The sequence below is a fragment of the Lysobacter sp. M15 genome, from assembly GCF_022662515.1.
Classification (GTDB): domain Bacteria; phylum Pseudomonadota; class Gammaproteobacteria; order Xanthomonadales; family Xanthomonadaceae; genus JAKPBU01.
This window is the reverse complement of the sequence record NZ_JAKPBV010000009.1, coordinates 16,479-39,784: the sequence shown is the minus strand read 5'-3', so window position 1 is coordinate 39,784 and position 23,306 is coordinate 16,479. Positions and strand designations below refer to the sequence as shown.

23 protein-coding genes, 1 tRNA gene and 1 pseudogene are annotated in these 23,306 nt (G+C 68.5%); 6 read left to right on the top strand and 19 right to left on the bottom strand.

The features are described from left to right. Positions 1 to 173 precede the first annotated feature (173 nt). Positions 174 to 536: a hypothetical protein gene (locus MC380_RS07740; RefSeq protein ID WP_242102170.1), complete on the top strand. Its 363-nt coding sequence runs from the start codon at positions 174 to 176 to the stop codon at positions 534 to 536. Positions 537 to 668: 132 nt separating this feature from the next. Here the strand turns inward: MC380_RS07740 and MC380_RS07735 are convergent, their stop codons facing one another. The 4 genes and pseudogenes from MC380_RS07735 to MC380_RS07720 form a co-directional block, all read right to left on the bottom strand. After that, positions 669 to 1,796, bottom strand: coding sequence for a hybrid sensor histidine kinase/response regulator (locus MC380_RS07735; protein ID WP_242102171.1), 1,128 nt, complete (start codon positions 1,794 to 1,796; stop codon positions 669 to 671). 105 nt (positions 1,797 to 1,901) lie between these two features. Beyond that, the gene (locus tag MC380_RS07730; RefSeq protein ID WP_242163989.1) at positions 1,902 to 2,474 is read right to left on the bottom strand and encodes a pseudouridine synthase; all 573 of its coding nucleotides are present in this window, start codon (positions 2,472 to 2,474) and stop codon (positions 1,902 to 1,904) included. A 49-nt stretch (positions 2,475 to 2,523) separates the two neighbouring features. Next, positions 2,524 to 3,318: pseudogene (locus MC380_RS07725) on the bottom strand (methyltransferase); the annotation flags it as partial. Between the two features lie 151 nt (positions 3,319 to 3,469). Then, positions 3,470 to 4,372 (bottom strand): LysR substrate-binding domain-containing protein, encoded by a 903-nt coding sequence (locus MC380_RS07720; protein ID WP_242102174.1) that lies wholly within the window; start codon positions 4,370 to 4,372, stop codon positions 3,470 to 3,472. A 127-nt stretch (positions 4,373 to 4,499) separates the two neighbouring features. On the opposite strand from MC380_RS07720, the gene MC380_RS07715 reads away from it, so the two are divergent. Together MC380_RS07715 and MC380_RS07710 are read left to right on the top strand one after the other, a co-directional pair. After that, the gene (locus MC380_RS07715) at positions 4,500 to 4,787 is read left to right on the top strand and encodes a hypothetical protein (protein ID WP_242102175.1); all 288 of its coding nucleotides are present in this window, start codon (positions 4,500 to 4,502) and stop codon (positions 4,785 to 4,787) included. Positions 4,788 to 4,797: 10 nt separating this feature from the next. Continuing rightward, on the top strand, positions 4,798 to 5,133 hold the full coding sequence (locus MC380_RS07710; RefSeq protein WP_242102176.1) for a hypothetical protein: 336 nt from the start codon (positions 4,798 to 4,800) through the stop codon (positions 5,131 to 5,133). Between the two features lie 356 nt (positions 5,134 to 5,489). Here MC380_RS07710 and MC380_RS07705 read toward each other — a convergent pair whose 3' ends face one another. Next, the gene (locus MC380_RS07705) at positions 5,490 to 7,724 is read right to left on the bottom strand and encodes an NADP-dependent isocitrate dehydrogenase (protein WP_242163987.1); all 2,235 of its coding nucleotides are present in this window, start codon (positions 7,722 to 7,724) and stop codon (positions 5,490 to 5,492) included. Between the two features lie 157 nt (positions 7,725 to 7,881). On the opposite strand from MC380_RS07705, the gene MC380_RS07700 reads away from it, so the two are divergent. Beyond that, positions 7,882 to 8,412, top strand: coding sequence for a hypothetical protein (locus MC380_RS07700; RefSeq protein WP_242102178.1), 531 nt, complete (start codon positions 7,882 to 7,884; stop codon positions 8,410 to 8,412). Between the two features lie 166 nt (positions 8,413 to 8,578). Here the strand turns inward: MC380_RS07700 and MC380_RS07695 are convergent, their stop codons facing one another. The 8 genes from MC380_RS07695 to MC380_RS07660 all read right to left on the bottom strand — a co-directional run bounded on the left by MC380_RS07695 (position 8,579) and on the right by MC380_RS07660 (position 14,069). Beyond that, complete coding sequence (locus tag MC380_RS07695) at positions 8,579 to 9,058, bottom strand: hypothetical protein (protein WP_242102179.1); 480 nt, start codon at positions 9,056 to 9,058, stop codon at positions 8,579 to 8,581. Positions 9,059 to 9,106: 48 nt separating this feature from the next. Next, the gene (locus MC380_RS07690) at positions 9,107 to 9,499 is read right to left on the bottom strand and encodes a LysM peptidoglycan-binding domain-containing protein (protein ID WP_242102180.1); all 393 of its coding nucleotides are present in this window, start codon (positions 9,497 to 9,499) and stop codon (positions 9,107 to 9,109) included. A 92-nt stretch (positions 9,500 to 9,591) separates the two neighbouring features. Further along, positions 9,592 to 10,401 carry an NADPH-dependent 7-cyano-7-deazaguanine reductase QueF gene (gene queF, locus MC380_RS07685; RefSeq protein WP_242163985.1) on the bottom strand — a complete coding sequence of 270 codons (810 nt, stop codon included), beginning with the start codon at positions 10,399 to 10,401 and terminating at the stop codon, positions 9,592 to 9,594. A gap of 109 nt (positions 10,402 to 10,510) precedes the next feature. After that, positions 10,511 to 11,827 (bottom strand): amidohydrolase, encoded by a 1,317-nt coding sequence (locus MC380_RS07680; protein WP_242163983.1) that lies wholly within the window; start codon positions 11,825 to 11,827, stop codon positions 10,511 to 10,513. Positions 11,828 to 11,894: 67 nt separating this feature from the next. Beyond that, positions 11,895 to 12,248, bottom strand: coding sequence for a metalloregulator ArsR/SmtB family transcription factor (locus MC380_RS07675; protein ID WP_242102183.1), 354 nt, complete (start codon positions 12,246 to 12,248; stop codon positions 11,895 to 11,897). Continuing rightward, positions 12,227 to 12,625, bottom strand: a complete 399-nt coding sequence (locus tag MC380_RS07670) for a VOC family protein (protein WP_242163981.1) — start codon at positions 12,623 to 12,625, stop codon at positions 12,227 to 12,229. The genes MC380_RS07675 and MC380_RS07670 overlap by 22 nt, the downstream gene beginning before the upstream one ends. 2 nt (positions 12,626 to 12,627) lie before the next feature. Then, positions 12,628 to 13,092, bottom strand: coding sequence for an SRPBCC family protein (locus MC380_RS07665; RefSeq protein ID WP_242102185.1), 465 nt, complete (start codon positions 13,090 to 13,092; stop codon positions 12,628 to 12,630). A 68-nt stretch (positions 13,093 to 13,160) separates the two neighbouring features. Continuing rightward, positions 13,161 to 14,069, bottom strand: coding sequence for a LysR substrate-binding domain-containing protein (locus tag MC380_RS07660; protein ID WP_242163979.1), 909 nt, complete (start codon positions 14,067 to 14,069; stop codon positions 13,161 to 13,163). Between the two features lie 101 nt (positions 14,070 to 14,170). Between MC380_RS07660 and MC380_RS07655 the strand changes: the two genes are divergently transcribed. Further along, a complete protein-coding gene (locus tag MC380_RS07655) occupies positions 14,171 to 15,115 on the top strand; it encodes an NAD-dependent epimerase/dehydratase family protein (protein WP_242163977.1) in 945 nt (314 codons plus the stop codon). Then, a complete protein-coding gene (locus MC380_RS07650) occupies positions 15,112 to 15,738 on the top strand; it encodes a LysE family transporter (protein ID WP_242102188.1) in 627 nt (208 codons plus the stop codon). The genes MC380_RS07655 and MC380_RS07650 overlap by 4 nt, the downstream gene beginning before the upstream one ends. Positions 15,739 to 15,771: 33 nt before the next feature. Here the strand turns inward: MC380_RS07650 and zapE are convergent, their stop codons facing one another. From zapE to MC380_RS07620, 6 genes are all read right to left on the bottom strand, one after another. Continuing rightward, positions 15,772 to 16,908, bottom strand: a complete 1,137-nt coding sequence (zapE, locus tag MC380_RS07645; protein ID WP_242102189.1) for a cell division protein ZapE — start codon at positions 16,906 to 16,908, stop codon at positions 15,772 to 15,774. Positions 16,909 to 16,980: 72 nt separating this feature from the next. Next, the gene (locus MC380_RS07640; protein WP_242102190.1) at positions 16,981 to 17,658 is read right to left on the bottom strand and encodes an alpha/beta fold hydrolase; all 678 of its coding nucleotides are present in this window, start codon (positions 17,656 to 17,658) and stop codon (positions 16,981 to 16,983) included. A gap of 200 nt (positions 17,659 to 17,858) precedes the next feature. Beyond that, complete coding sequence (locus MC380_RS07635; protein WP_242102191.1) at positions 17,859 to 18,374, bottom strand: c-type cytochrome; 516 nt, start codon at positions 18,372 to 18,374, stop codon at positions 17,859 to 17,861. Between the two features lie 57 nt (positions 18,375 to 18,431). Further along, positions 18,432 to 18,508 (bottom strand) — tRNA-Arg (locus MC380_RS07630). A gap of 77 nt (positions 18,509 to 18,585) precedes the next feature. Continuing rightward, positions 18,586 to 21,927 (bottom strand): GH92 family glycosyl hydrolase, encoded by a 3,342-nt coding sequence (locus MC380_RS07625; protein WP_242163975.1) that lies wholly within the window; start codon positions 21,925 to 21,927, stop codon positions 18,586 to 18,588. Continuing rightward, positions 21,920 to 23,197, bottom strand: coding sequence for an AGE family epimerase/isomerase (locus tag MC380_RS07620; protein ID WP_242102193.1), 1,278 nt, complete (start codon positions 23,195 to 23,197; stop codon positions 21,920 to 21,922). The genes MC380_RS07625 and MC380_RS07620 overlap by 8 nt, the downstream gene beginning before the upstream one ends. Positions 23,198 to 23,306: the final 109 nt, after the last annotated feature.

Sequence of the window (23,306 nt, the reverse complement as noted above, 5' to 3'; positions counted from 1 at the left end):
TCCCCCGCTGCGGCGGGATGTGGAAAGCCGTTTCGGATGGTTTCTCGCGGCGCGGCATGTGAGCGCGTTGCGTGCATTCAGGCTGCCGAATGCATCGCGGCCGTGCGCTCACGTCGCTTGAACGGCGATCCGACGAGACTGAACCCCGGTATGGACTCGCGGGAACCCAAGTCATGAGCATGATGAACGATCTGCCCGGCCGTGCGCTGGAACTGGCGACGCAAGTCGGCGAAACCATCCGCGACCGGGTGCCAGACAAGGCGATCAAGTGGGTCGAAACCGGTGCGGCACTCGGTGCGCTGAGAACCGGTACGCGCGTGGCCACGAAGTTCGTGCGCCGCAATCCGGTGATCGCAGTGGCCGCCGCCGCAGGTGCAGGCCTGCTGTGGTATGCCGCGCGCCGTCGCGCGAAGCAGGCACAGGAAGGCCCGATCGAGGGCAGCGCCACACGCATCGAGGCCAAGCGCGCGAATGGCGCTGCGCGCAAGCGGCGCACCAGCGCAGGCAAGCGCACTACGCGACCTGCTTCGACCTGAGCGCCAGCCGATGCGAACGACGCCGGTCGCAAGGCCGGCGTCTTGCTGTGCTTCGGACAGACACGGTGCGCGGTTAGCGAAGTGGCGCGCACCCCGCGTCGCGGAGCCGCCATGCCGGGCATCCGCGCCGTGTTAGCCAACCGCCCGGATGGAAGTCTCGGATGCGGCCGGTACTTCGACCACGAACCGGGCGCCGCCGCCATCGCGATCCTCGTACCACAGGCTGCCGCCCGCACCCTCCAGGATCTGTCGGGCCAGCGACAGACCCAGGCCGCTCGAGAGCGGGTCGTCGCCTTCCTGCAGCCGCATGAAGGGCATGAACAGCTGGGTGCGGTGCGCGGCCGGGATCCCCGGGCCGCGGTCCTCGACATGCAATTGCCAGTACCCCGGCGAGCCGTTGCGCAGGCTCAGGTCGACATCGCTGCCTGGCGCGTACTTCATCGCATTGGTGACCAGGTTCTCCACGACTTGACGCAGCACCACGCCGTCCATGGCGGCGCTCGCGTCCGTCTCGGGCGCGGCGATATTGAGCTGCAGGCCGCGCGCTTCGAGCTGCAGCGCGTAACGGTCATGAAGCCAGTCGAGCAGTTCCCGCCAGGCCACGCACGTGCCGTCATCCTGGCGGCCGTCGGTGCCGCGTGCCTGCGCCGCCTGGGTTTCCAGATAACGGCGGATATAGCCCAGCGCATCCTGGGCGCTCTCGTGGATCATCTGCAGGTAGCGCGGCACGCGCTCGGGACGCGCACCGCCGCTGCGCAGTACGTCGCTGGCGAACAGCACGCTGGTCAGGGGATTCTTCAGGTCGTGCGCGACCAGGGTGACCAGCTCCTGGCGTTCGCGCGCGACGCGCTCAAGGCGGTCGCGGGTCTGCTTGAGTCCGACCTGCGCCGACACCCGCGCGAGCAGCTCCTCCGGCATGAACGGCTTGGTGACATAGTCCACCGCCCCGGCGTCGAACGCGCGCACCAGCAGCTCGCGATCGTGTGCGGCGGTCAGGAACACGACGGGCAGGCGTCGCAACGCGGCGTCCTGCTTGATCTGCGCCAGCAGCGCGAAGCCGTCCATGCCCGGCATCACCATGTCCAGCAGCATCAGGTCGGCCTGGCATTCACGCGCCAGCGCCATCGCCTGCGCGCCGGAGTCGGCGGTGCGGACGTCATAGCCGTGGCGGGCGAGCAGGGTGCTCACCGCGCGCAGATTGGCCGCCTGGTCGTCGACGACCAGGATCCTTCCCAGGGTTGTGGACGGCTTGGCCGTCATCGGGAAACTCCGGGAGCGTGCATGGCTACCCCACCGTGCCGCGGGCCGAAACGGTAGCAGGATAGCAACGCCAGATGCGAGCCCATCCGGACATCGCGCCTGCATTTACCCCGATTCTGCGCTTAACGATTCAGCGTCGCCGGATGCGACCCGGCGCCACTGCCCCGGTGTGAGTTCGCCCAGGCGCTGTGTGCCCACCGCCACCCGCACCAGCCGCAGGGTGGGCAGACCGACCGCTGCGGTCATGCGCCGCACTTGGCGATTGCGGCCTTCGCGCAGCACCAGTTCGATCCAGGCATCGGGGACGGTCTTGCGGAAGCGTACCGGCGGATTACGCGGCCACAGCTCCGGTGGCGCGATGCGGCGTGCGCCCGCCGGCAGAGTCTTCCCGTCGCCGAGCTCGAGGCCCGCCCGCAAGGCGCGCAGCTGGTCCTCTTCCGGTTGGCCCTCGACCTGGACCCAATAGGTCTTGGGTAGCTTGTGGCGCGGCGCGGTCAGCCGGTGCGCCAGCGCGCCGTCATCGGTCAGCAGCAACAAGCCTTCGCTGTCGTGGTCCAAGCGGCCCGCAGGATAGACGTCCGGCGGCAGCCCGAACCCGGCCAGCGTCGGCCGGGGCGGGATACTGCGGTCGGTGAATTGGCACAGCACGCCATAGGGTTTGTTGAAGGCGATGAGCATGCGGGTGCTGTCCGCCGCTGCGGCGGCACACTTGGTTTCGCGCGTGCGGTTACTCGCGGCGCGGTTTCACGAACCGCAGCGTCATCCGGTCGCTCTCGCCGATGGCCTTGTACTTGGGGTCGTCTTCGGGGTCATGACGGTTCGCCGGCGGCAGGGTCCACACGCCGTTGGGATGGTCTTTGGTGTCCTTCGGATTGGCGTTGATCTCGCTCTTCTCCTCGAGCTGGAAGCCCGCCGCCTGGGCCAGCGCGATCACCTGCGCTTCGCTCACGTAGCCGCTGTCATCGTCCGCGGGAACATCGGCTGCGGCGCGATGCTCGACCACGCCCAGCACGCCGCCTGGCTTGAGCACCTGGAAGAAGCCCCGGAACATGGCTTCGGCCACGCCGTCCATGCGCCAGTTGTGGACGTTGCGGAAGGTCAGCACGCGATCGGCCGAATCCGGCGCGCCGAACGCGGGCGCCTTCGGGTCGTAAGCCACGACCTGCGCCTTGTCGAACTGCGCGGGGGCGGCGGCGAACTTGGCTTCCAGCCCGGTCTTGCTTCTGTTCTGGTAGTCGCGGTCCTTGCCTTCGGCGACCGCCATGGGGTCGACCACGGCGGCGACATAGGTGCCCGAGTCGCGCAGATAGGGCGCCAGGATCTCGGCATACCAGCCACCGCCCGGGGTGATTTCCACCACGGTCTGGTCGGGCTGCAGACCGAAGAACTGCAGGGTCTCGCGCGGGTGGCGGTAGACGTCGCGGGCCACATTGGCCGGAGTGCGCCAGCTGCCGGCGACGGCCGCGAGCAATGGATCGCTCTGGCGTGCGCTGTCCGCGGCGGGCTCGGGCGCGGTCGCGGCAGCAGGTTCCGGGCCGGCAGTTTCAGCGGTCTGGGCGCAGGCGACGAGGGCGAGGCTGGCGGCAAGCGCGGCAATGCGAAGCATGTCTGGACACCGGTTTGGGGAAGAACCCCGATTCTCGGCGATGCGCATGCCCACCGCCATCGCTGCCTCAGCGCACCGGCCGCGACGCCGCCTCGGCATGTTCACGCGCCTGCTCCAGCAGCCAGGTGCGGAACCGCTGCAGCCCGCCATGCGCCGCCGAGCGCGGCGGGTAGACCAGGTAGTGACCGTAGCTGGCCGGCGTGGGTTGTGCGGCCAACGCGACCAGCTGCCCGGACTCGAGCAGCAGCCGCGCCCGGGTCAGCCGTCCCAGCGCCACACCCACCCCGTCGCGGGCGGCGCGATTCTGGGCCTCGGAGTCGTTGAACGTCGCCACGTAGCGCTTCGCCGGCGGCAGGCCGTGCTGGGCGAACCAGTGATCCCATTCGTCGTCCGGATCGCCCAGCAGCGGCCAGTCGCGCAGACCCTCGAGCGTGGGCAGGCCGCCCTGGCGTTCGATCAGGGCAGGACTGGCCACCGGCAGCAGCCACTCGTCGAACAGCAGCTCCACCTGCAGGCCGGCCCAGTCGCCCAGGCCGATGCGCAGGGCCGCATCGATATGGGTGTCGCGGGCGAAGTCGACCAAGGCGGTATCGGAGAGCACGCTGACTTCGATTTCCGGGTGCGCGGCCAGGAAGCCGCCCAGTCGCGGCACCAGCCAGGCCGAGGCCACCGACGGCGTCACGCTGATCGTGAGCACGTCGTCGCGGCGCGCGGCATAGGGGCGCAGCGCGTCTTCGATGGCGTCGAAGTGCGGGCCGATCCTCTCCAGCAGCCGGCGCCCGTCCTCGGTCAGCGCGATCCCGCGCGCCCCGCGCACGAACAAGGTGCGATTGAGCCGTTCCTCCAGGGCCTTGATCTGATGGCTTAGGGCGCTGACGGTCAGATGCATCGATTCGGCCGCGCGCGAAAGGTTGCCGGCACGGGCGGCGGCGACAAAACCGGGCAGGGCGTGCAGGGGCAGGCGGCTCATGACTTGAATTCCATTCAAATCTTCCTTGCAAAAGCATCGCTTTAAGGGCCGACGGGATGGGTTTACCTTCTACTACGTTCAAGAAACAGAGGCAATCCCGCATCTGCGAACGCCCAAGGAGCGCACCATGAATCTGTTCAAGGGCCTGATGTTCCTGGAAGGCCATTTCACCCGTCCGGACGACCTGGACGCCGATTTCGCACCGCTCGGCAACCGCACCGCCGGCGAACGCTGGCACGCGCGGGCCGCGTCCGCCTCTGAGCCAGCCGGTTCCGGCCTTGGCCTGCTGCAGCATCTGCAGTTCCTCGGCGGACGGCCGATGCACGCGGGCCACAACCTGGACCTGGAAGAGCCGTTCGAACAACTCGCCGCGAACGACGAACTGCAGCTGCGCGACTGCGTGGCCTGCGGTTAGGCCCACCGCGATGATCGCCAGGCTCTGGCGCGGCGAGACCCGCACCGAGGATGCGGACGCCTACGAACAGCTGCTGCAGGCCACCGGCGTGCGCGACTATCGCGCCACGCCCGGCAACCTGGGCGTGTGGCTGCTGCGTCAGAGGCATAACGGCCGCACCGAGTTCGCATTGCTGACCCTGTGGGACCGGCGTGAATCGATCGAAGCCTTCGCCGGCAAGCAGATCGAACTGGCGCGTTATTACGACGAGGATAAGGACTACCTGCTCGACTTCCGCAAGACCGTCGAGCATTTCGACGTCGCCGGCGTATGGGACGCGGCGTCCAAGCCTGCGCAGGCGCTGTGAACGCGCCGACGCCCGAGGTCCGGCCCTGGCAATACACCTGGAGGCTGACATGAATGCATGCATCCAACCGCTGTCGGGCCTGGCTCGCAATTGCGACCCGCGCTCACCGAGCCCGGCGATGGGCGCGCACAGGCGGAATCCATCGAAGTCCAGCCGGTATCACGCCGACCACGCACAGGCCGTGGACCGAGCACAGCACGGACCAGGGTGGGTCGCAGTCGATTCGATCGCACTCTCGGCGTTCCGCTGATCCGCTAGGGCAGATCGCGTCGTGCTATCCCGGGAATGGAAGCGGATGAAGCAAGGGGCGCCCGCGCGCCCCTTCGAGGATGGCGTCGCAGCCTATGGACGCTGCGCTAGCGCGACCCCAGCGTGGCCAACGCCGTATTGAGCGTCGGGCTCGGCCGCATCGCCTGCGACAGCTTGTCCATGTCGGGTCGGTAGTAGCCCCCGATGTCCACGGGCGTGCCCTGCACGGCGATCAGTTCGGCGACGATCTGCGCTTCGTTTTCGGCGAGTGCCTTCGCAACAGGCTGGAAGCGCGCCTTCAGTTCCGCGTCGGCATCCTGCGCCGCCAGCGCCTGCGCCCAGTACAGGGCGAGGTAGTAGTGGCTGCCGCGATTGTCGATGCCGCCGAGCTTGCGGCTGGGCGACTTGTCGTTGTCGAGGAATTGCGCGTTGGCGGCATCCAGCGCGTCGGCCAGCACTTTTGCGCGGGCGTTGCCGGTGGTGTCGGCCAGGTGTTCCAGCGATGCGGCCAGGGCCAGGAATTCGCCCAGCGAATCCCAGCGCAGATAGTTTTCGGCGATGAACTGCTGCACATGCTTGGGCGCACTGCCGCCGGCGCCGGTCTCGAACAGACCGCCACCGGCCATCAACGGCACCACCGACAGCATCTTGGCGCTGGTACCCAGCTCCATGATCGGGAACAGATCGGTGAGGTAGTCGCGCAGCACGTTGCCGGTGACCGAGATCGTGTCCTTGCCGGCGCGGATGCGCGCGAGCGAAAGCGCCATCGCGTCGAACGGCGCGAGGATGCGGATATCCAAGCCCGAGGTGTCGTGTTCGCCGAGGTAGGTCTCGACCTTGGCGATCAGGTTGGCATCGTGCGCGCGCGCCTTGTCCAGCCAGAACACCGCGGGTGTGTTGCTCAGGCGCGCGCGGGTCACCGCCAGCTTGACCCAGTCGCGGATCGGCGCGTCCTTGGTCTGGCACATGCGCCAGATGTCGCCGGCACCCACGCGGTGTTCCATCAGCACCTTGCCCGCCTCGTCGACCACGCGCACGGTGCCCGCGCCGGGCATCTGGAAGGTCTTGTCGTGGCTGCCGTATTCCTCGGCCTTCTGCGCCATCAGGCCGACATTGGGCACGCTGCCCATGGTGGCCGGGTCGAAGGCGCCGTGCGCCTTGCAGTCGTCGATCACCGCCTGGTAGATCAATGCGTAGCAGCGGTCGGGCAGCACCGCCTTGGTGTCCTGCAGTTCGCCTTGCGCGTTCCACATGCGGCCGCCGTCGCGGATCATCGCCGGCATCGACGCGTCCACGATCACGTCGCTGGGCACGTGCAGGTTGGTGATGCCCTTGTCCGAATTGACCATCGCCAGACCCGGGCGCTGCGTGTACACCGCGGCGAGGTCGGCCTCGATCTGCGCGCGCGCGGCTTCGGGTAGCCCGGGCAGGCGCGCGTACAGGTCGCCGATGCCGTTGCCCGGATCGAAGCCCAACTGTTCGAGCGCGTCGGCATGCTTTTCCAGCGCTTCGCGGTAGAAGCGCGAGACCACGATCCCGAACATGATCGGGTCGCTGATCTTCATCATCGTCGCCTTCAGGTGCAGCGAAAACAGCACGCCCTGCGCCTTGGCGTCCTGGAGCTGCGCATCGATGAAACCAGCGAGCCCGGCCGCGCTCATCGACGCCGCGTCGATCACCTCACCGGCCTGCAGCTGCAGCGGCGCGCGCAGCGGGAAGCAGCTGCCGTTGTCGGCGGTGAATTCGATCCGCACGCTGCAGGCCTGCGGCACGACGACCGACTGTTCGCTGCCGAAGAAATCGCCGGCTTCCATATGCGCGACGTGGGTCCTGCTGTCGGCGCTCCACTTGCCCATGCGGTGCGGATGCTTGCGCGCGTAGGCCTTGACCGAGGCCGGCGCGCGACGGTCGGAATTGCCCTCGCGCAGCACCGGATTGACCGCGCTGCCCTTGACCCGGTCGTAGCGGGCCTTGATGTCCTTGTCGTGGTCGGTCTTCGCGTCTTCGGGATAGTCCGGGATCGCGTAACCCTGCTGCTGCAGTTCGGCGATCGCAGCCTTGAGCTGCGGCTCGGACGCGCTGATGTTGGGCAGCTTGATGATGTTGGCCTCCGGCGTGGTGGCCAGTTGGCCGAGTTCGGCCAGGTCGTCGGTGGCGCGTTGTGCGTCGCCGAGCACATCGCCGAATTGCGCCAGGATCCGCGCCGCCAGGGATATGTCGCGCGATTCCACCGTGATGCCCGCCGGGGCGGTGAAGGCCTGCACGATCGGCAGCAGCGAGGCGGTGGCCAGGAACGGCGCCTCGTCGGTCAGTGTGTACAGGATCTTGGGCGTCTCGGTCATCGGGATATGTGTCCGGGGGAAAGGAAGCGGATTCGAGCGCAAGGCGCCGGGCCGGCCATTTTCGCGTTTTGCGGGGTCGGCCGAAAGCGTCGTCGCCACGCTTACTGCGCCGCGCCCTGGCGTAGGCTAGGCGCAGGCCTTCCACAAGGGTCGCACCATGCAGCGTTTTTCGCGCCTGTTCCTGTTCCCCAGCATGTTCATGGTCTCGTCCGCCGCAGCCCAGGCGCCCGCGGCAGCGCCGGCGCCGTGTGCGACGCCCGCGCACCGCCAGTTCGATTTCTGGGTTGGCGAGTGGGACGTCCACAAACGCGATGGGACCAAGGCGGGGCAGAGCCGGGTGGAACGGATCCTCGAGGCCTGCGTGATCTTCGAGAACTGGACCGGCGCCACCGGCTTCGCGGGCAAGAGCTTCAACCTCTACAACGCGACCACCGGTCGTTGGGAGCAATTCTGGGTCGACCAGTCCGGCGTCCGCCTGCATCTGCAAGGTGGCCTGGAAGGCGAGCGCATGGTCCTGGCTGGCACCCGCGAAAAGACGGACCCATCAACCGGCCCGGCCCAACGTGAGCGCATCAGCTGGACGCCCAATGCCGATGGCAGCGTGCGTCAGCTGTGGGAAACCTCCAAGGACGACGGCCAGACCTGGACCACGAGCTTCGACGGTCTCTACCGGCGTGCGGGAAAATAAAAAAAGGGCGCGACTCGCGTCGCGCCCGGCTTGCCGCCTTCGCGGAAAATTGTTCGAAGCTTGATCCCTGCCCCCGCTTTTGCTGGGGGCAGGCTCTGCGCGGGGATGGTCGCGCCTGGTTCTGGATCCCCGCCTGCGCGGGGATGACCTCACGCTTTGCGCGAGGTCACTTGACCTCGTATTCGCGGGTCTGGACCACGGCGCCGTCCAGCGAGACTTCCAGCTTGTACTTGCCGGCCGGCCAGCCGTCCGGCTTGCTGATTTCGAACTGGGTCACCTGCGGACCGGCGGGAATGTCCTTGCTTTCCTCGTGTACCGTCTGGTTGCTGTCGATATGGGTCCACTTGGCCGAGAGCTTGCCGGCATTGGGGCCGTCGCTGGCGACCGAGGCATAGATCTTGTCGCTGGTGGCGAATGTGCTGATCGGCGAGGCGATCTTGTTGTCCGCGCCGATGGCATTGCCCAGGTCGACGCTGCTCACGGTGGTGGTCGCTGCCGGAGCAGGCGCCGGTTCGGTCGGCGCGGGCGCCGGAGTCTCGGCGGCCGGCGGGGTAATGACCGGCTCTTCCTTCTTCTTGCAGCCGACCAGGGCGATGCTGCCCGCCAGTGCGGTGGCCAGGACCAGGGAAAGGCGATTGCGGTTCATGCGGAAAACTCCTTTGAGAGGGGTGGAATGCGGATGCAGCCGGCCGATTCAGTCGCCGCTGTCGCCATCGCCGTCGGTATCGATCGCCGGCAGCTTGATCGTCTGGCCCGGATAGATCAGGTCGGGATTCTCGATGGTGTCGCGGTTGGCCTCGTAGATCTGCTTCCAGTATTTCGATTTGCCGTAGAACCGCTTGGAGATGGCGGACAAGTTGTCGCCTTTCTCCACGGTGTAGCTTTGCTGGCCGCCACCGCCGCCGGTATCGGCCACGGTGTCGGAGCCGCCCTGCACGTTGGAAAAATCGGGCTTGCCGCTACCGCCGCCGCCGCTGGTGTCGCGCACGGTGTCGGAGCCGCCCTTCACGTTGGAGAAGTCCGGCTTGTTGCGGGGGGCGCTGCTGCCGGCGAGCGACAGCGACTCGGGATCTTTCGGGTTTGCCATGGGGGACTCCTCGTGCCTCGAAATCGGCACGGAAGCGTCCCATGGCGGATGTTAAGAAAGCATAGGTATGGCGTGAGCTTCGCGGGCGCGATTCATTGCCGCGAGTCGCGCTGCGATGCGGGCGCGGGGACGTCCGGCGTGGCCCGCCACGGATTGATGTCCAATCCGCCGCGACGGGTGTAGCGCGCTTCCACCGACAGCGACCGCGGCGCGCAGCGGGTCAGGAGGTCGCTGAAGATGCGCTCCACGCACTGTTCGTGGAAGTCGGCGTGATCGCGGAAGCTCACCAGGTAGCGCAGCAGCCCTGCGCGATCGATGCATGGACCGCGGTAGGCGATGCGTACGCTGGCCCAGTCCGGCTGTCCGGTCACCGGGCAGTTCGACTTGAGCAGGCCGGACACCAGCACTTCGGTCACCTCCTCGCCCCCGCTGTGCAGCTGAGACGGATCGGGTGGGCCGTAACGATCGATGTCGAGTTCGATCGCGTCGATCGACCGGTCGTCGCCGGAGCCTGTGTCGACAGGTGGCAGGCCGAAGTCGAACCGCACCGGCGCGCCGGCCGCGCGCGACAGGTCGGCGACGATGAGGTCGCGCAGCCCCAGCTCGTTGGCCACGCGGTGTGCATTGAACGAGTTGAGATAGAGCTTGAGCGACTTGGATTCGATCAGGCTGGGCGAATCGAACGGCACGGTGAACGTCGCGGTCGCCACCCGTGGCTTGCCGCGCGCATCCAGCCACGACAGTTCGTAGGCATGCCAGCGGTCCACACCGATGAACGGCAGCGAGCCTGCGAGGCCCAGGGCGCTTCGACCGATGCTGCGCGCGATCGGAAACAGCAGGCCAGGGTCGTAGTGGGTCGGGTACGCGACGTCGCGGCCGAGCGGGAGTTCTGCGGCGGTCATGCCGCGATTATCCAGCCTTTCGTGGGGAGGCTTCAGTCGCGCACTGGTGATCGAAAGCCAGGATGCGCAAAGTGCTCGCGGCTGACGCCGCTCCTATAGGGGCAGCATGTCAGCCAGCGGGGGGCGGGTTGGTGCCGTGCAGGTAGTCCAGGCTCACCTGCAGCAGCGCGCGCAGGCCCAGATCCAGCGCCGACTCGTCGAGGAAGAACTCGGGCGAGTGGTTGCTCGGTGCCTTCATCGGATCCTGGCCCTTGGGTGTGGCGCCCACAAAGAAGAACAGCCCCGGCACTTCCTTGGCGTAGAACGAGAAATCCTCCGCGCCCATGGTCAGGCCGGGATCGACGACATTGCCCTGGCCTGCCACCTTCTCCAGGCTCGGCAGCATGCGCGCGGTCAGTGCGGGGTCGTTGACCGTGACCGGATTGCCCTTGGTGTCGGGCACCTTGGCGTCGACCGTGGCCCCGTGCGCGGCCGAGACGTGTTCGGCCACGTTTTTCAGGTCGGCGAACACCGCCTGGCGCATGCCCTCGTCGAAGCTGCGGATGGTGCCGACCAGCTCGACGCTGTCGGGAATGATGTTGTAGCGGATGCCGCCCTTGATCGCGCCGAAGCTCACCACCACCGGCAGCTTGGAGATGTTCTGGCGCCGGCTGACGATGCTTTGCGCGCTGCCGATCAGGTCGGCGGCGGCCACCACCGGATCGATCCCGCCCCAGGGGCGCGAGCCGTGGGTCTGGCGGCCCTTGACCACGATGTTGAAGCGGTCCGACGCGGCCATGGTCGGGCCGCTGTGCACCGCGATCTGACCGGCCTGCACGGTGCTGAACACATGCAGGCCGAACACCGCCTCGGGCCTGAAGTCGCGGAAGATGCCCTCCACGAGCATCTGCTCGGCGCCGCCTTCCTCGCCGTCGGGCGGGCCTTCCTCGGCCGGCTGGAACACGAACAGCACCTCGCCCGGCAGTTCGTCCTTCATCGCCACCAGCGCCTCGGCCACGCCCATCAGGATGCTGGTATGCGCATCGTGGCCGCAGGCATGCATCACGCCGGTGGTCTCGCCGCGGAACGTGGCGGTGGCCTTGGAAGCGAACGGCACATCGGTGCGCTCGGTCACCGGCAGCGCATCCATGTCCGCGCGCAGCGCGATGCGCGGGCCGGGCTTGCCACCCTTGAGTATCGCGGTGACGCCGGTGGTGGCGATGCCGGTCTTCGGCTCCAGGCCGAGCTCGCGCAAATGGTCGGCGACGAGCCTGGACGTGCGCACCTCGCGGTTGCCGAGTTCCGGATGCTGGTGGATGTCGCGACGCCAGGCCAGGACTTCGGGCTGGAGCTTCTGCGCGGCGCTGGCGACTTCAGCGCGTTCCTGGGCGAAGACGGGCGTGCTCAGCAGCGCGGCGACGAGGGCGACAACACGGAGACGATGCATGCGGATTCCTTTGGGCGGACCACCGCATCCTAATCGAGGCACGTGCGTTCCCGCGCGCGCAGCGGCTTCAGGGCGTGTTTTCGACCAGCTGCTGCAGCCGCAGCAGCGCATCGTCCCATTGCCCTGCGATGCGTTCGAGCGAGGCGCGCGCCAGTTGCAGCTGCGTGGGTTCGAGCCGCCAGCGGCGTTCGCGCCCGACTTTCACGTCATGCACCAGGCCCGCATTTGCCAGGACCTGCAGATGTTTGGTCACGCCCTGGCGGGTCAGGTCAGTGGCGGCGGTGAGCTGGGCGATCGACAGCGCGCCGCCGGCGCACAGCAGCGCCACCAGCTTTAGCCGGGTGGCATCGCCGAGCGCGGCGAAGACCGGCGCGTGTTCGGCGAGTCCGGACGCCGCGCTCAGTTCAGGTTGAGTTGCCATGACACGCCGTAGCGGTCGTTGCACCAGCCGAAGCGCTGGCTGAAGCCGTAGTTATCCACGGACATCAGTACCTGGCCGCCGTCGGCCAGCTGCGCGAACACGCGGTCGAGCTCGTCGGCGCCGTCGCAGTCGATGAACAGCGAGAGCGCAGGCGTGAAGCCGAAGGCGTGCCGTACCGGACTGTCGCTGCACAGCAGGCGGTGGCCGGCCAGTTCGAATTCGGCCAGCTTGATCGTGCCTTCGGCGCCGGGTTCGCCCGCAACCCAGCGTTCGAGCCGGTTGATGCGCGCACCCTCGAACAGCGACACGTAGAACCGCATCGCCGTTTCGGAGTCGCCGTTCTGGAACATCAGGAAAGTGGCGGCGCGGCGGGCCATCCTTACGCCTCCTCGTGCAAGTGGGACGCGATGTTGCGCATCTGTTCCTCCCAGCCGCCGCTGTTCATGCGATAGGCCTCGTCGCGGCGATGGGATGGGATGGCATCGAAGCCGGATTCGACTACGGTCAGCAGGGTGCCGCCGGCATCGGTGTCCTGCAGCCTGAACTCGACCAGGGTCGTGGGTTCGGCCGAGTAATCCACGCCGGGCTCCACCGCATAGGGATGCCAGCGAAACGAGAACAGATGCTCGGGCTCCATCTTCTCGACGGTCACCTCCATGGTGAGGTGCTCGTAGCCGGGATAGGCGATCGCGCCGCGTGCTTGGCGGCCGGGCACGAACACCTGGTCGTCCAGATGGGCACGGAACCAGGTCCCGAATTCCGGCGCGTGGGTCAGGGCCTGCCAGACCCGGCTGCGCGGGGCCTTGAGCACGATGCTGCGTTCGATGCGGTCGGTCGCGGTCATGTGCCGCCTCCAGGTTGGGTACCGACAGCCTAGGCGGGACGCCGAAAAATGCAACCATACGGTTGCAGTTAACCGTCGATCTCGCCCGCCCCGGCGGCCTCCACGCGCAGCCAATCGATGAAGGCGACCACCCGCGGCAGCTCGCGCGCCGCATCCGCATAGTGCAGCCGATAGCCATAGCCGGCCGGCAACGCCCGCGAGGGCACCCGCTGCAACCGTCCCTGCGCGATGTCCTCACCCGCCAGCGCCAGTGGCACCAGCGCCAGCCCCAGACCGGCCACGGCGGCCTGCACCAGCAGCCCGCCGTGGCTGTAGCCGCGGGCGAAGTCGTAGCGCCTCACCGGCAGGTGATTGGCCTGCAGCCATGCCAGCCAGCGGGCTGGGGTTTCCTCGTACAGCAGCGGCAGCTGCAGCAGCGTGGCCAACCCGACCGTGCCGCCGTCCGGTGCCCGGGTCCCCGGCAATCCGGGCGCATGGACCAGCACCAACTGTTCGCGCAGCAGCAATTCCGCGGGGTCGTGCGCATCGAGGCGCGCATAGCGGATCGCCAGATCGCAGCGCCCCGGTTCCAGCGGCACCACCGCGTCAGTGGCTTCCAGGCGCAGGTCCAGCGCGGGATGCCGCGCCGAAAACCGGTGCAGACGCGGCACCAGCCACTTCATCGCGAACGAGTGGGTGGTCGACACCCGCAGCACCGCTTCGGCCCCGACTTCCTGCAGCGCCCCGACCCGACCGCGCAGCTCGCCGAGCAGGCGCGCGACGGTCGCGGCCAGCTCGCGGCCCTTGTCGGTCAGCTCGATCTGACGCGGATGACGCTGGAACAGGGCGAAGCCCAGCGCCTGCTCGAGTTGTCGCACCTGCTGGCTGACCGCGGCCGCGGTCTTGTGCAGTTCCACCGCAGCCAGCCGGAAGCTGCCCCAGCGGGCCGCGGCATCGAAATCGATCAGGCCGGAGAGCGAACGAAGCGGGGTCGGCATGGCCTGAGCATAAGTAATTCTTAGCCTTATAGCTCGAAATTCTGGTTTGTCGCGCCCTGAAAGCACCCGGATCATGCCACCAGCGCAAACGGAGATTTCTCATGAGCAAGCGGATTCTGGTCATCGGGGGCACCCGGTTCTTTGGCCTGCGACTGGCCGAGGGCCTGCTCGAGGCGGGTCATGCGGTCACCCTGGCCACCCGTGGCCGGGCCGCCGATCCGTTCGGCGATCGGGTCCAGCGGATCCGGATCGACCGGCGCGACCGGAAGGCGATGGCGGCCGCATTCGAGCGCACCACCTGGGATCTGGTCTACGACCAGATGTGCTACAGCCCGCGCGATGCCGCGATTTCCACTGCCGTGTTCGCCGGCCGGGTGGGTCGTTATCTGATGGCCTCGACGATCGAGGTCTACCGCCCGCTGCGCGCCGCCGGGCGCGCTGCCTTCGGCGAGGACGACCTGGACCTGTCGACGGTGGAGATCGGCCTCGATCATCCCTGGGACGACCCGGCGCGGGCCGAGGTCGATTACGACCTGGGCAAACGCCAGGCCGAGGCCTGGTTCCACCGCCATCCGGCGCTGCCCGTGGTTGCGGTACGGATCGGGCATGTGCTGTCCGGGCTGGACGATTTCACCGGCCGCCTGGCCGGCTACGTGGCGCGGGTGCGGCGCGGCGAGGTGCTGCGGCATTCGCAGCCGCCCGGGGCCAGTTCCTTCATCCACGCCCAGGGCATTGCCGATTTCCTGCGCTGGGCGGGCGAAGCCGGATTCACCGGGCCGATCAATGCCGCGGATACGGGAGCGCTGTCTGCGCTGGACCTGCATCGGCGCGTTGGCGCCGTGATCGGCCGGCCGGTGCGTTGCGAACCGGTTCCCGGCGCGCATCCGCCAGCGGCGCTCAGCGCATTCGACTTCGCAACACCCTATGTGCTGGACACCACGCGCGCCCTCGCGCTGGGCTATCGCTTCGCACATACCGACGATTGGCTGGACGCGCAGATCCGTCTGCATGCAGATGCCGCCAATCAGACGCAGTCCGCGGCATGAGCGGCGCGGCGCAGTTCGCCTCGTTCCTGTTCGCCTCGGCGCTGGTGATCGTGGTGCCCGGACCGGCGACGCTGTTCGTGGCCGGCCGGGCCCATGCCTCGACCCGCGCGGCCGTCGCCGCGGTGGCGGGGATCGTGGCCGGCGACGTGGTGCTGATCGTGCTCTCCGGTCTGGGCGTGGCTGTGTTGGTGGAGCGCTGGCCGAACCTGCTCGATGCGGTCCGGATCGTCGGCGCGCTCTACGTGGCCTGGCTCGGCATCGGCCTGCTGCGCGCGGCCGGCGCGCCCGCCGCCGCCGCGACCGCCGCGCAGCGGGCGCATGCCGGCGACGCGCTGCGCGGCCTGTTGCTGACCCTGTCCAACCCCAAGCCAATCCTGTTCTTCGCTGCGTTCTTTCCGCTGTTCCTCGATCCGGCCGCAGTCCCGGCGATGCAGGGCTATTACCGGCTGGGCGCATGGTTCGAGCTGCTCAACCTGACCTGGTTCGCCCTGCTGGTGCTGGCCGTGCGACGGTTGCGTCACAGCGACGCACTGGCTGGATTACCGCGCGGCCTCGTGCACCGGCTCGCTGGTGGCGGCTTGCTGTTGTGCGCGGCGCTGGTATGGGTTCGCGGCGCCGGCTAGCGTTGCGCTCCCTCGCGGCGATCCGCTCGCCGCCTATGGCCGGTGCTCGCGCGCCAGGTACTCGGCCGACTGCATCTCGATCAGGCGCGAGGCAGTGCGCTCGAAGGCGGCCGCCAGCTTCGACCCCGCATACAGCTGCATAGGCGCGGCTTCGGCGGTGCACACCAGGTTGACGTGGCGGTCGTACAGCTCGTCGACCAGGGTGACGAAGCGGCGGGTGGCGTCGTTGCGGGTGTCGTCCAGCACCGGAATGCCACCAAGCAGCACGGTATGGAACTCCTGCGCGATCTCGATGTAGTCGCTGGCCGAGCGCGGGCCTTCGCACAGCGCCTGGAAATCGAACCAGGTCAAGCCGCGGCTGCGCGCCCGCACCGGGATGCGCCGACCCTCGATCAGGATGCCGGCGTCGCGATGCTCCGCCCCGGTGAGGCTGTCGCCGCCGAGATCGTGCCAGCGCTGCTCCAGCCAGGCCTCCGACTGCGGATCCAGCGGCGCGCGGTACACCGGCGAGCGGGTCAGCGCGCGCAGGCGGTAGTCGGTATCGCTGATGAGTTCGAGCACCCGACAATGGCGTTCGATCAGGGCGATCGCCGGCTCGAAGCGGGCGCGCTGCAGGCCGTCCCGGTACAACTCGCGCGGCGGCGTGTTGGAGGTCGTCACCAGCACCACGCCCTGCTCGAACAGCTTGTCCAGCAATCGCCCCAGCAGCATCGCATCGCCGATGTCGCTGACGAAGAATTCGTCCAGCACCAGGACGCGCAGGCGCTGGCGCCATTCCTTGGCGATGCGCGCCAGCGGATCGCGCTCGCCCGCATGCGCGCGCAGGCGCTCGTGCACCTCGCGCATGAAACGGTGGAAATGGGTGCGCTGTTTCTCCGCCATCGTCAGGCTGGCGTAGAACAGGTCGACCAGGAAGGTCTTGCCGCGGCCCACACCGCCCCAGAGATACAGCCCCTGGATCGCATCGTCATCCGACGCCGATCCGAACAGGCGCCCGAACAGGCCGCCACGCATCGGCCCGCCCTGGAGCGCGGCATGGATGCGGTCGAGGTCGGCGAGCGCCAGGTGCTGCGCGGGGTCGTCCTGCCAGTCGCCGCGGGCTACGCCGGCGGCGTACGCGGCCGAAGGGCTTTGGACGGGCGCGCGTGCAGGCGCCGGTTCAGTCGCCATGCGCACCCGTTTTCAGGATCGGCATTCCCCGGCTCTGCACCGGGTGCAGCGATGGGCGATACACAGCCCGCGTCATGCGCCGTTTCGCGATGGCAGGGGCAGGTAGGGCTTGACCCCGTGCTTGATCGCGCCGCGCAGGTCCATCAGCTTGCGATGGAAGAAATGCGATGTGTCGGGCATGCGCACCAGCTGGGCATCCGATTTCAGCGCTGCCAGCCAGGCGTAGACGGCTTCCGGATCCACGATCTCGTCGGCCTCGCCCTGGATCACCAGCCAGGGCATGGTCGGCACCGCGATCCCGTCGAAGTCCCAGCGTCCCGCGGGCGGGGCAATCGAGATCAGCAGGTCGGGCCGCAGCTCCGCGGCCGCGAGCAGCGAGATGTAGGCGCCGAAGCTGAAACCGGCCAGCCACAGCGCATCGTCCGGGCGCCGGCTGCGCACCCATGCGGCCACGGCCTTGAGATCCTCCACCTCGCCCGCGCCTTCATCGAAGCGGCCTTCGGAGGCGCCGGTGCCGCGGAAGTTGAACCGCACCGTGGTCGCGCCGAGCTCGCGCAGCGAGCGCGCGACCATGGTCACGACCTTGTTGTGCATCGTGCCGCCCTCGGTCGGCAGCGGATGGCAGACGATCGCCACCAGCGGCAGGGTGGCGACGTCGGGCTCGGGCAGGTCGACCGCAGCCTCCAGCGCGCCGGCGGGGCCGGCGAGCGTGATGGCGCTCGACGAGTCGGGAAAGACGGGGAGGGACATGCGCGCCGGATCATACCCGGCGTGGTGACGAAGTCGTTCGCGATCCAGCCGCGGCGCGCCGGGAGCGCGGTCGCGGACGTGTGCGACATCGCATCGTGCGGCGATCAGGCGTCCCGGCTGCGGGGCGGCGGAGATGCCGGCCGCAAGCGACAACGCCGCCCGGAGGCGGCGTTGCGGAGCCAATGCGGTCGAAAACCGGACTACTTCAGGTTCTCGAGCATCCAGTCGACCGTGGCGATCACCTGCTCGTCGGTCAGCGCCGGATTACCGCCCTTGGGCGGCATCACGCCTGCGCTGCCGGTGTAACCCTCGATGGCGTGCTTGTGCAGCGTGTCCTTGCCCTGGGCGATGCGGCTGGCCCACTGTGCCGCCGCCATGGTCGGCGCACCGCCGGCCCCCGAGGTATGGCAGCCGGTGCACAGGTTGCCGAAGATGACCGAACCGTCGGTGGTGCCGCCGTAGGCCACCTGGGCGGCTGCCTTGGCGGCGGACGCGGCCACCGCGGCCGCCTGCTGCGCCGCACCGGTGGCACCGGCATAGACCGCGCCGACCGGCGCGATCCGCTCCTGCTGGCGCTTGGCCGCCGCCGCCGACACTTCCTGCGGCAGCACGCCTTGCAGCTGGTGCGCTAGCAGGATCAGGCCCAGCGTCACCGCCGACAGGAAGGCGATGACCAGCGAGAATTTCTTCAGGAAGTCCAGGTCGTAGTTCCGCACGATCCACCTTGGACGGCCGTGGGGCCGCTTTCATTGAGGTTTGGCCACGAAGACCGTTGGCGCGCCCGGAGGGATTCGAACCCCCGACCAATGGCTTCGGAAGCCACTACTCTATCCGGCTGAGCTACGGGCGCGGACCGCGCATTCTAGCGAAAACCGCGCGCCCGGCGTGGGCCGGTGCGCGGAGCTCGGCGAATGTTGCCCGACGCAATCACGGCGTGGGCTGCAGCAGTTCGACCTCCGCAAGCGCCATCGACCCTGATTCCAGCGGACGCAGGCGGTACTCGCGCCAGCTGCCGGGCTGCGCGATCCGGAACGGGCGCAGCTGGCGAGGCCAGTGGAAGCGCTCGTTCTGGCGGCGATCCAGTTCGGTCCACGCGCCTTCGCCGCTGCGCGCTTCCAGTACCCAGCTCGCCGACGGCAGCGCGGTCTCGCCCGAAGTCAGGGAGTAGTAGATGGGCCGCGCCTCGGCCCCGGGCTTGAGCCGGACCGATGCGTCCGGCCCTGCCAGCACGGACGTGGTCATCGCATCGTCGTCCACCAGCGCCGGCATCGCCTTGCCGCCGGCGTCCACCGCCGATGCCGTGCGGGCGAGCGTGTCGACCAGGCCGGACGGAGCTTGGCCGTCTGCGGTCAGCGAACCGGGCAGGTCAGCCGCAGCGCTGCCCCAGTCCGACGGCTGCGGGCCCATCTGGAATTCCAGCGTGCCACCGCCCGCGATTTCCGCATGCGGCAGCCATGCACGCGTCCACTCCCTGCCGTTGACCTTGAGCGATTGCACGTACACGTTCTGCGGACCGTTGTCGCGCGCGATCACGGTCAGTCGCCTGCCGTTGTCCATGGTCACGCTGGCGCGTTCGAACAGCGGCGAGCCGATCGCGTATTCCGGCGCGCCCATGCGCAGCGGGTACAGGCCGAGCATCGCGAACAGGTACCAGGCCGACATCTCGCCGTTGTCTTCGTCGCCCGGATAGCCCTGACCGATCTCGCTGCCCAGGTACAGCCGCTGCAGGATCTCGCGGGTGAGCGCCTGGGTCTTCCACGGCTGCCCGGCGTCGACATAGAGCCAGGGGATGTGGTGCGAAGGCTGGTTGCTGTGCGCATACATGCCCATGCGCACGTCGCGCGCCTCGGTCATCTCATGGATCACCTGCCCGTAGCTGCCGGCATAGGCGGGCAGGGCGGTTTCCGGCGTGGCGAAGAACGCGTCGAGCTTGCGCGCCAGGCCGTCGCGGCCGCCGTACAGCGACGCCAGCCCGGCGCCGTCGTGGGCGGCGGTGAAGGCGAACGTCCAGGCGTTGGCTTCGGTGTAGTCGCCGCCCCACACGCGCGGGTCGAACTTCGCGGCTGGCCCGCTCCACGCCCCGTCGGGATTGCGGCCCCGGAAGAAGCCGGTGGCCGGGTCGAACATGACCGCGTAGCCGGCGGCGCGGGCGCGGAAGTAGCCGGCTTCGTCGCGGTAACGCTGTGCCTGCGCCGGATCCTGGCTTTCGGCCGCCAGCGCCTCGCCCAGCTGCGCCAGGCCGAAGTCGTTGAGCGCGCCCTCCAGCGTCCACGACAGGCCTTCGTGCACGTCGGTGTCGGCATAGCCGCGATACATCGAACGCGCCAGGCCCTTGCGGCCGACGTTGTCGACCGGCGGCACCGCGGTCGCGTTGCGCAGCGCCGCGGTGTAGGCCTGGTGCGGATCGAAACCGCGCACGCCCTTGAGCCAGGCATCGGCGAAGGCCACGTCCGAACTGGTGCCCACCATCAGGTCGGCATAGCCGGGCGAGGACCAGCGCGCGACCCAGCCGCCGTCGCGGTACTGCTGCACGAAGCCATCCACCATTTCGCCGGCACGCTCGGGCACGAACAGCGCGTATGCCGGCCAGGTGGTGCGGAAGGTGTCCCAGAAACCGTTGTTGACGTAGACCTTGCCGGGCTTCACCTGCGCCGAGGTGCGCTGCGCATCGCCGCCGGCGGCCTCCTTCGACCAGCTGTTCTGGTCGGCGTGGCGCCAGTCGGGCTGCTCCGACGTGCCGACGTTCTCGTGCGCGATGTTCGGATACAGGAACAGGCGATAGAGGTTGGAATAGACGGTGGTGAGCTGGTCCTCGCTGGCACTGTCGATCCGCACCCGTCCGAGCAGCGTGTCCCAGGCGGCCTGCGCGCGTTCGCGCACGGCGTCGAAGCCGGTATCGCCGACCTCCATCTCCAGGTTGCGCCGCGCCTGTTCCACCGAGATCAGCGAGGTGGCGATGCGCATGCGCACCTCGCCATCGGCGCCGGGCTTGAACTTGACGTAGCCGGTGGGCCGGCCAGTGTCGATCGCGCCGCTCGCGGCCCAGGGCTGGTCGAAACGCGCGTACACGAACATCCGGGTCGCGCCGTTGGACAGGCCGCTGCGGGTGTCGCTATAGCCGGACAGGGTCTGGGTCGCCGCGTCCAGGGTCAGGCCGCCGCGTTCGTCCACGTTGTCGAACAGCAGGTTGGCTTCGGCGTCCGCGGGGAAACGGAAGCGGAAGATCGCCGCCCGTTCGCTGGGCGCGATCTCGGCGCGGATACCGTTGTCGAAATCGACGCGATAGGTATGCGGGCGCGCCAACTCGTTGGCGTGCGAGAACGCCAGCGCCCTGCGTTCCCGGTCGGCATCGGGGACGCCGCGCATCGCCGAGGGCATCACCTGGAACGTCTGGCGGTCGCCCATCCACGGGCTGGGCTGGTGGCTGATCGCCAGCGCCTGCAGCCGCGGCCGGTTGTCGGGGCTGTTGTGCTCGTTCCAGCGGTACAGCCAGTTCAGCACGCCCGCATCGGTGACCGGCACCCAGAAGTTGAAGCCATGCGGCATCGCCGTGGCGGCGATGTTGTTGCCGCGCGAGAACGTGCCGTTGGCCTGGGTGCCGCGTGTGGTCAGCACGTAATCGGAGGGGCGTTGCGCCTGCGCGCGCGGCTGCGCGGCGATGGCGATGTCGTCGATCCAGCCGGACGCCGGTTGCGCCCCCACCGGCGTCACTTCCAGTTCGACCGCGCGGACCCGCCGGCCGCGCAGGGCGGCGATGTCGCCCAGGCGCACCGATTTGCGCGCCCATTGCTGCGGGTACAGGGTCTTCGACGCCGCCTGCGCCGCGGCACCGAGCCGCACGCCGTGCTGGTCGTGCGCGTCCAGCTGCGACAGGCGCTGGCCATCGTCGAACAGCAGGTCGAGCGAGACCCCGGTGGATGCGGCGACGTCGCCTTCGACGATCTCGGGCAGCACCAGCCACGACAGCGTGGTGTCGGCCTGGACCGGAATGTCCACTTCGAACAGTCGCTGCCGGCCGCCGGTGCGCTCCGTGCGATACCGCAGCGCGTGCAGGCCGCTGTAGCCCACGCCTTTCTTCGCCGCGTACGGCGCCGCGGGGCCGTTGCCGGTCTCCACCTGCACGCCGCCGCTGGCGCCAATGGCGGCAGGGCGTGGGTCGCCGCCTTCGAACGAGGTCGTGAAGTCGGCTTCGCCGGCATGCGCTGCGCCTGCCGCCGCCGCGCATAGCACCAGCAGCGCGATCGGGCGCCGATACAGGAACTCAGACATGGGAGCGCAGCACCGCCAGCACGTCGTGGCAGGCGCCCATGGTGTGGTAGTCGGTCTTGCCGGCCGGGCTCTTCTCGTCGCTGTACTTGCGGTTCTGGCGGTCGAGGAGGCGATACCAGGCGCCGTATCGGTGATCGATCATGTGTTTCCAGGCGTACTCCCACAGACGTGCATACCACTGCCAGTAGCTGTCGTCGCCGGTGGCCTTGGCCAGGCGCGCAGCGGTGGCGATGGACTCGGCCTGCACCCAGAAGTACTTGTCCTCGTCGCAGACGAAGGTCTCGCCGTCGGCGAGCGTGCGCCCTTCCACGCCGGGCGCGCGCAGGCGTTCGGGCGCGAAGCCGTAGACCATGCCGCCGAACTCTTCGTCCCAGGACTTGGCCAGGGCTTCGTCGAACAGGGCACGCGCTTTGGGCACCAGCCAGTCCCGCGGTTCGCCAGCCGCGCGCAGATGGCCGTCGAGGATCAGCAGCAGCTTGGCCCATTCGGTCTGGTGGCCGGGCTGGTAGCCCCAGGGCTTGAACAGGTGCCGCGGATCGTCGCGATGGAAATCCCAATCCACGTTCCAGTCGCGGTCGTAGTGCTCCCAGACCAGGCCGTCGGCGAGGTCGGCCTGGCGCCGGGTCATGTGGTCGGCCAGCAGCAGCGCGCGGTCCAGGTAGCGGCGCTCGCCGCTGGCCTCGTACGCGGCCAGCATCGCCTCGCACATGTGCATGTTGGCGTTCTGGCCGCGATAATCTGAGAACACCCAGTCGCGCGTGGCTTCGTCGCGGTACAGGCCGTGCGGCGGTTCCCAGTAGCGTGCTTCCAGCAGGTCCCAGACTTCACCCATCCACGCGCGCGCCTGCTGGATGCCTGCCTTCAGTCCGGTGGAATAGGCCAACAGCACGAAGGCGGCGCCATAGCATTGCTGGCTGGTGTCTTCCGGTACGCCGTCGCGGATCGTCCACACATAGCCGCCGCTGACCGGGTCGTAATGCTTCTCGCGCAGATAGGCCAGGCCGTGGCGGGCCGCTTGCAGGTACTCGTTGCGCAGCGCGGGGTCGTCGGCGAACTCGCTGGCTGCCATCGCATAGTTGAAGACGAAGCGCGTGCTGCTGACCAGGTGCCGGTGGCTGGCGTCGTAGACCGTGCCGTCGTCCTTGAAGTAGTGGAAGAACCCGCCGGCCGGATCGATGCAGCGCGGATGGTAAAAGGCCATGGTCCGGCGGATGTGCGCGCGCAGGGTCTCGGGGTTGCGGAAATCGGGGAGGGCGGGGGTATCGGTCATCGGTGCAGCACCTGTGGGCGGAGTTGGACCGTAGGAGCGGCGTGAGCCGCGAGTTCTTTTGCTAAACCGCTTGGGTTCAAAGGCTCGCGGCTCACGCCGCTCCTACAGG

Coding starts and splice junctions, on each gene's coding strand:
- MC380_RS07665 (WP_242102185.1), bottom strand. CDS start 13,092: ATGACCGCGACCGACCGCATCGAACGCAGCATCGTGCTCAAGGCCCCG.
- MC380_RS07705 (WP_242163987.1), bottom strand. CDS start 7,724: ATGACCGAGACGCCCAAGATCCTGTACACACTGACCGACGAGGCGCCG.
- MC380_RS07670 (WP_242163981.1), bottom strand. CDS start 12,625: ATGGCCCGCCGCGCCGCCACTTTCCTGATGTTCCAGAACGGCGACTCC.
- MC380_RS07710 (WP_242102176.1), top strand. CDS start 4,798: ATGATCGCCAGGCTCTGGCGCGGCGAGACCCGCACCGAGGATGCGGAC.
- MC380_RS07625 (WP_242163975.1), bottom strand. CDS start 21,927: ATGTCTGAGTTCCTGTATCGGCGCCCGATCGCGCTGCTGGTGCTATGC.
- MC380_RS07730 (WP_242163989.1), bottom strand. CDS start 2,474: ATGCTCATCGCCTTCAACAAACCCTATGGCGTGCTGTGCCAATTCACC.
- MC380_RS07735 (WP_242102171.1), bottom strand. CDS start 1,796: ATGACGGCCAAGCCGTCCACAACCCTGGGAAGGATCCTGGTCGTCGAC.
- MC380_RS07715 (WP_242102175.1), top strand. CDS start 4,500: ATGAATCTGTTCAAGGGCCTGATGTTCCTGGAAGGCCATTTCACCCGT.
- MC380_RS07720 (WP_242102174.1), bottom strand. CDS start 4,372: ATGAGCCGCCTGCCCCTGCACGCCCTGCCCGGTTTTGTCGCCGCCGCC.
- MC380_RS07690 (WP_242102180.1), bottom strand. CDS start 9,499: ATGGCAAACCCGAAAGATCCCGAGTCGCTGTCGCTCGCCGGCAGCAGC.
- MC380_RS07675 (WP_242102183.1), bottom strand. CDS start 12,248: ATGGCAACTCAACCTGAACTGAGCGCGGCGTCCGGACTCGCCGAACAC.
- zapE (WP_242102189.1), bottom strand. CDS start 16,908: ATGGCGACTGAACCGGCGCCTGCACGCGCGCCCGTCCAAAGCCCTTCG.
- MC380_RS07660 (WP_242163979.1), bottom strand. CDS start 14,069: ATGCCGACCCCGCTTCGTTCGCTCTCCGGCCTGATCGATTTCGATGCC.
- MC380_RS07650 (WP_242102188.1), top strand. CDS start 15,112: ATGAGCGGCGCGGCGCAGTTCGCCTCGTTCCTGTTCGCCTCGGCGCTG.
- MC380_RS07680 (WP_242163983.1), bottom strand. CDS start 11,827: ATGCATCGTCTCCGTGTTGTCGCCCTCGTCGCCGCGCTGCTGAGCACG.
- MC380_RS07695 (WP_242102179.1), bottom strand. CDS start 9,058: ATGAACCGCAATCGCCTTTCCCTGGTCCTGGCCACCGCACTGGCGGGC.
- queF (WP_242163985.1), bottom strand. CDS start 10,401: ATGACCGCCGCAGAACTCCCGCTCGGCCGCGACGTCGCGTACCCGACC.
- MC380_RS07620 (WP_242102193.1), bottom strand. CDS start 23,197: ATGACCGATACCCCCGCCCTCCCCGATTTCCGCAACCCCGAGACCCTG.
- MC380_RS07640 (WP_242102190.1), bottom strand. CDS start 17,658: ATGTCCCTCCCCGTCTTTCCCGACTCGTCGAGCGCCATCACGCTCGCC.
- MC380_RS07700 (WP_242102178.1), top strand. CDS start 7,882: ATGCAGCGTTTTTCGCGCCTGTTCCTGTTCCCCAGCATGTTCATGGTC.
- MC380_RS07740 (WP_242102170.1), top strand. CDS start 174: ATGAGCATGATGAACGATCTGCCCGGCCGTGCGCTGGAACTGGCGACG.
- MC380_RS07655 (WP_242163977.1), top strand. CDS start 14,171: ATGAGCAAGCGGATTCTGGTCATCGGGGGCACCCGGTTCTTTGGCCTG.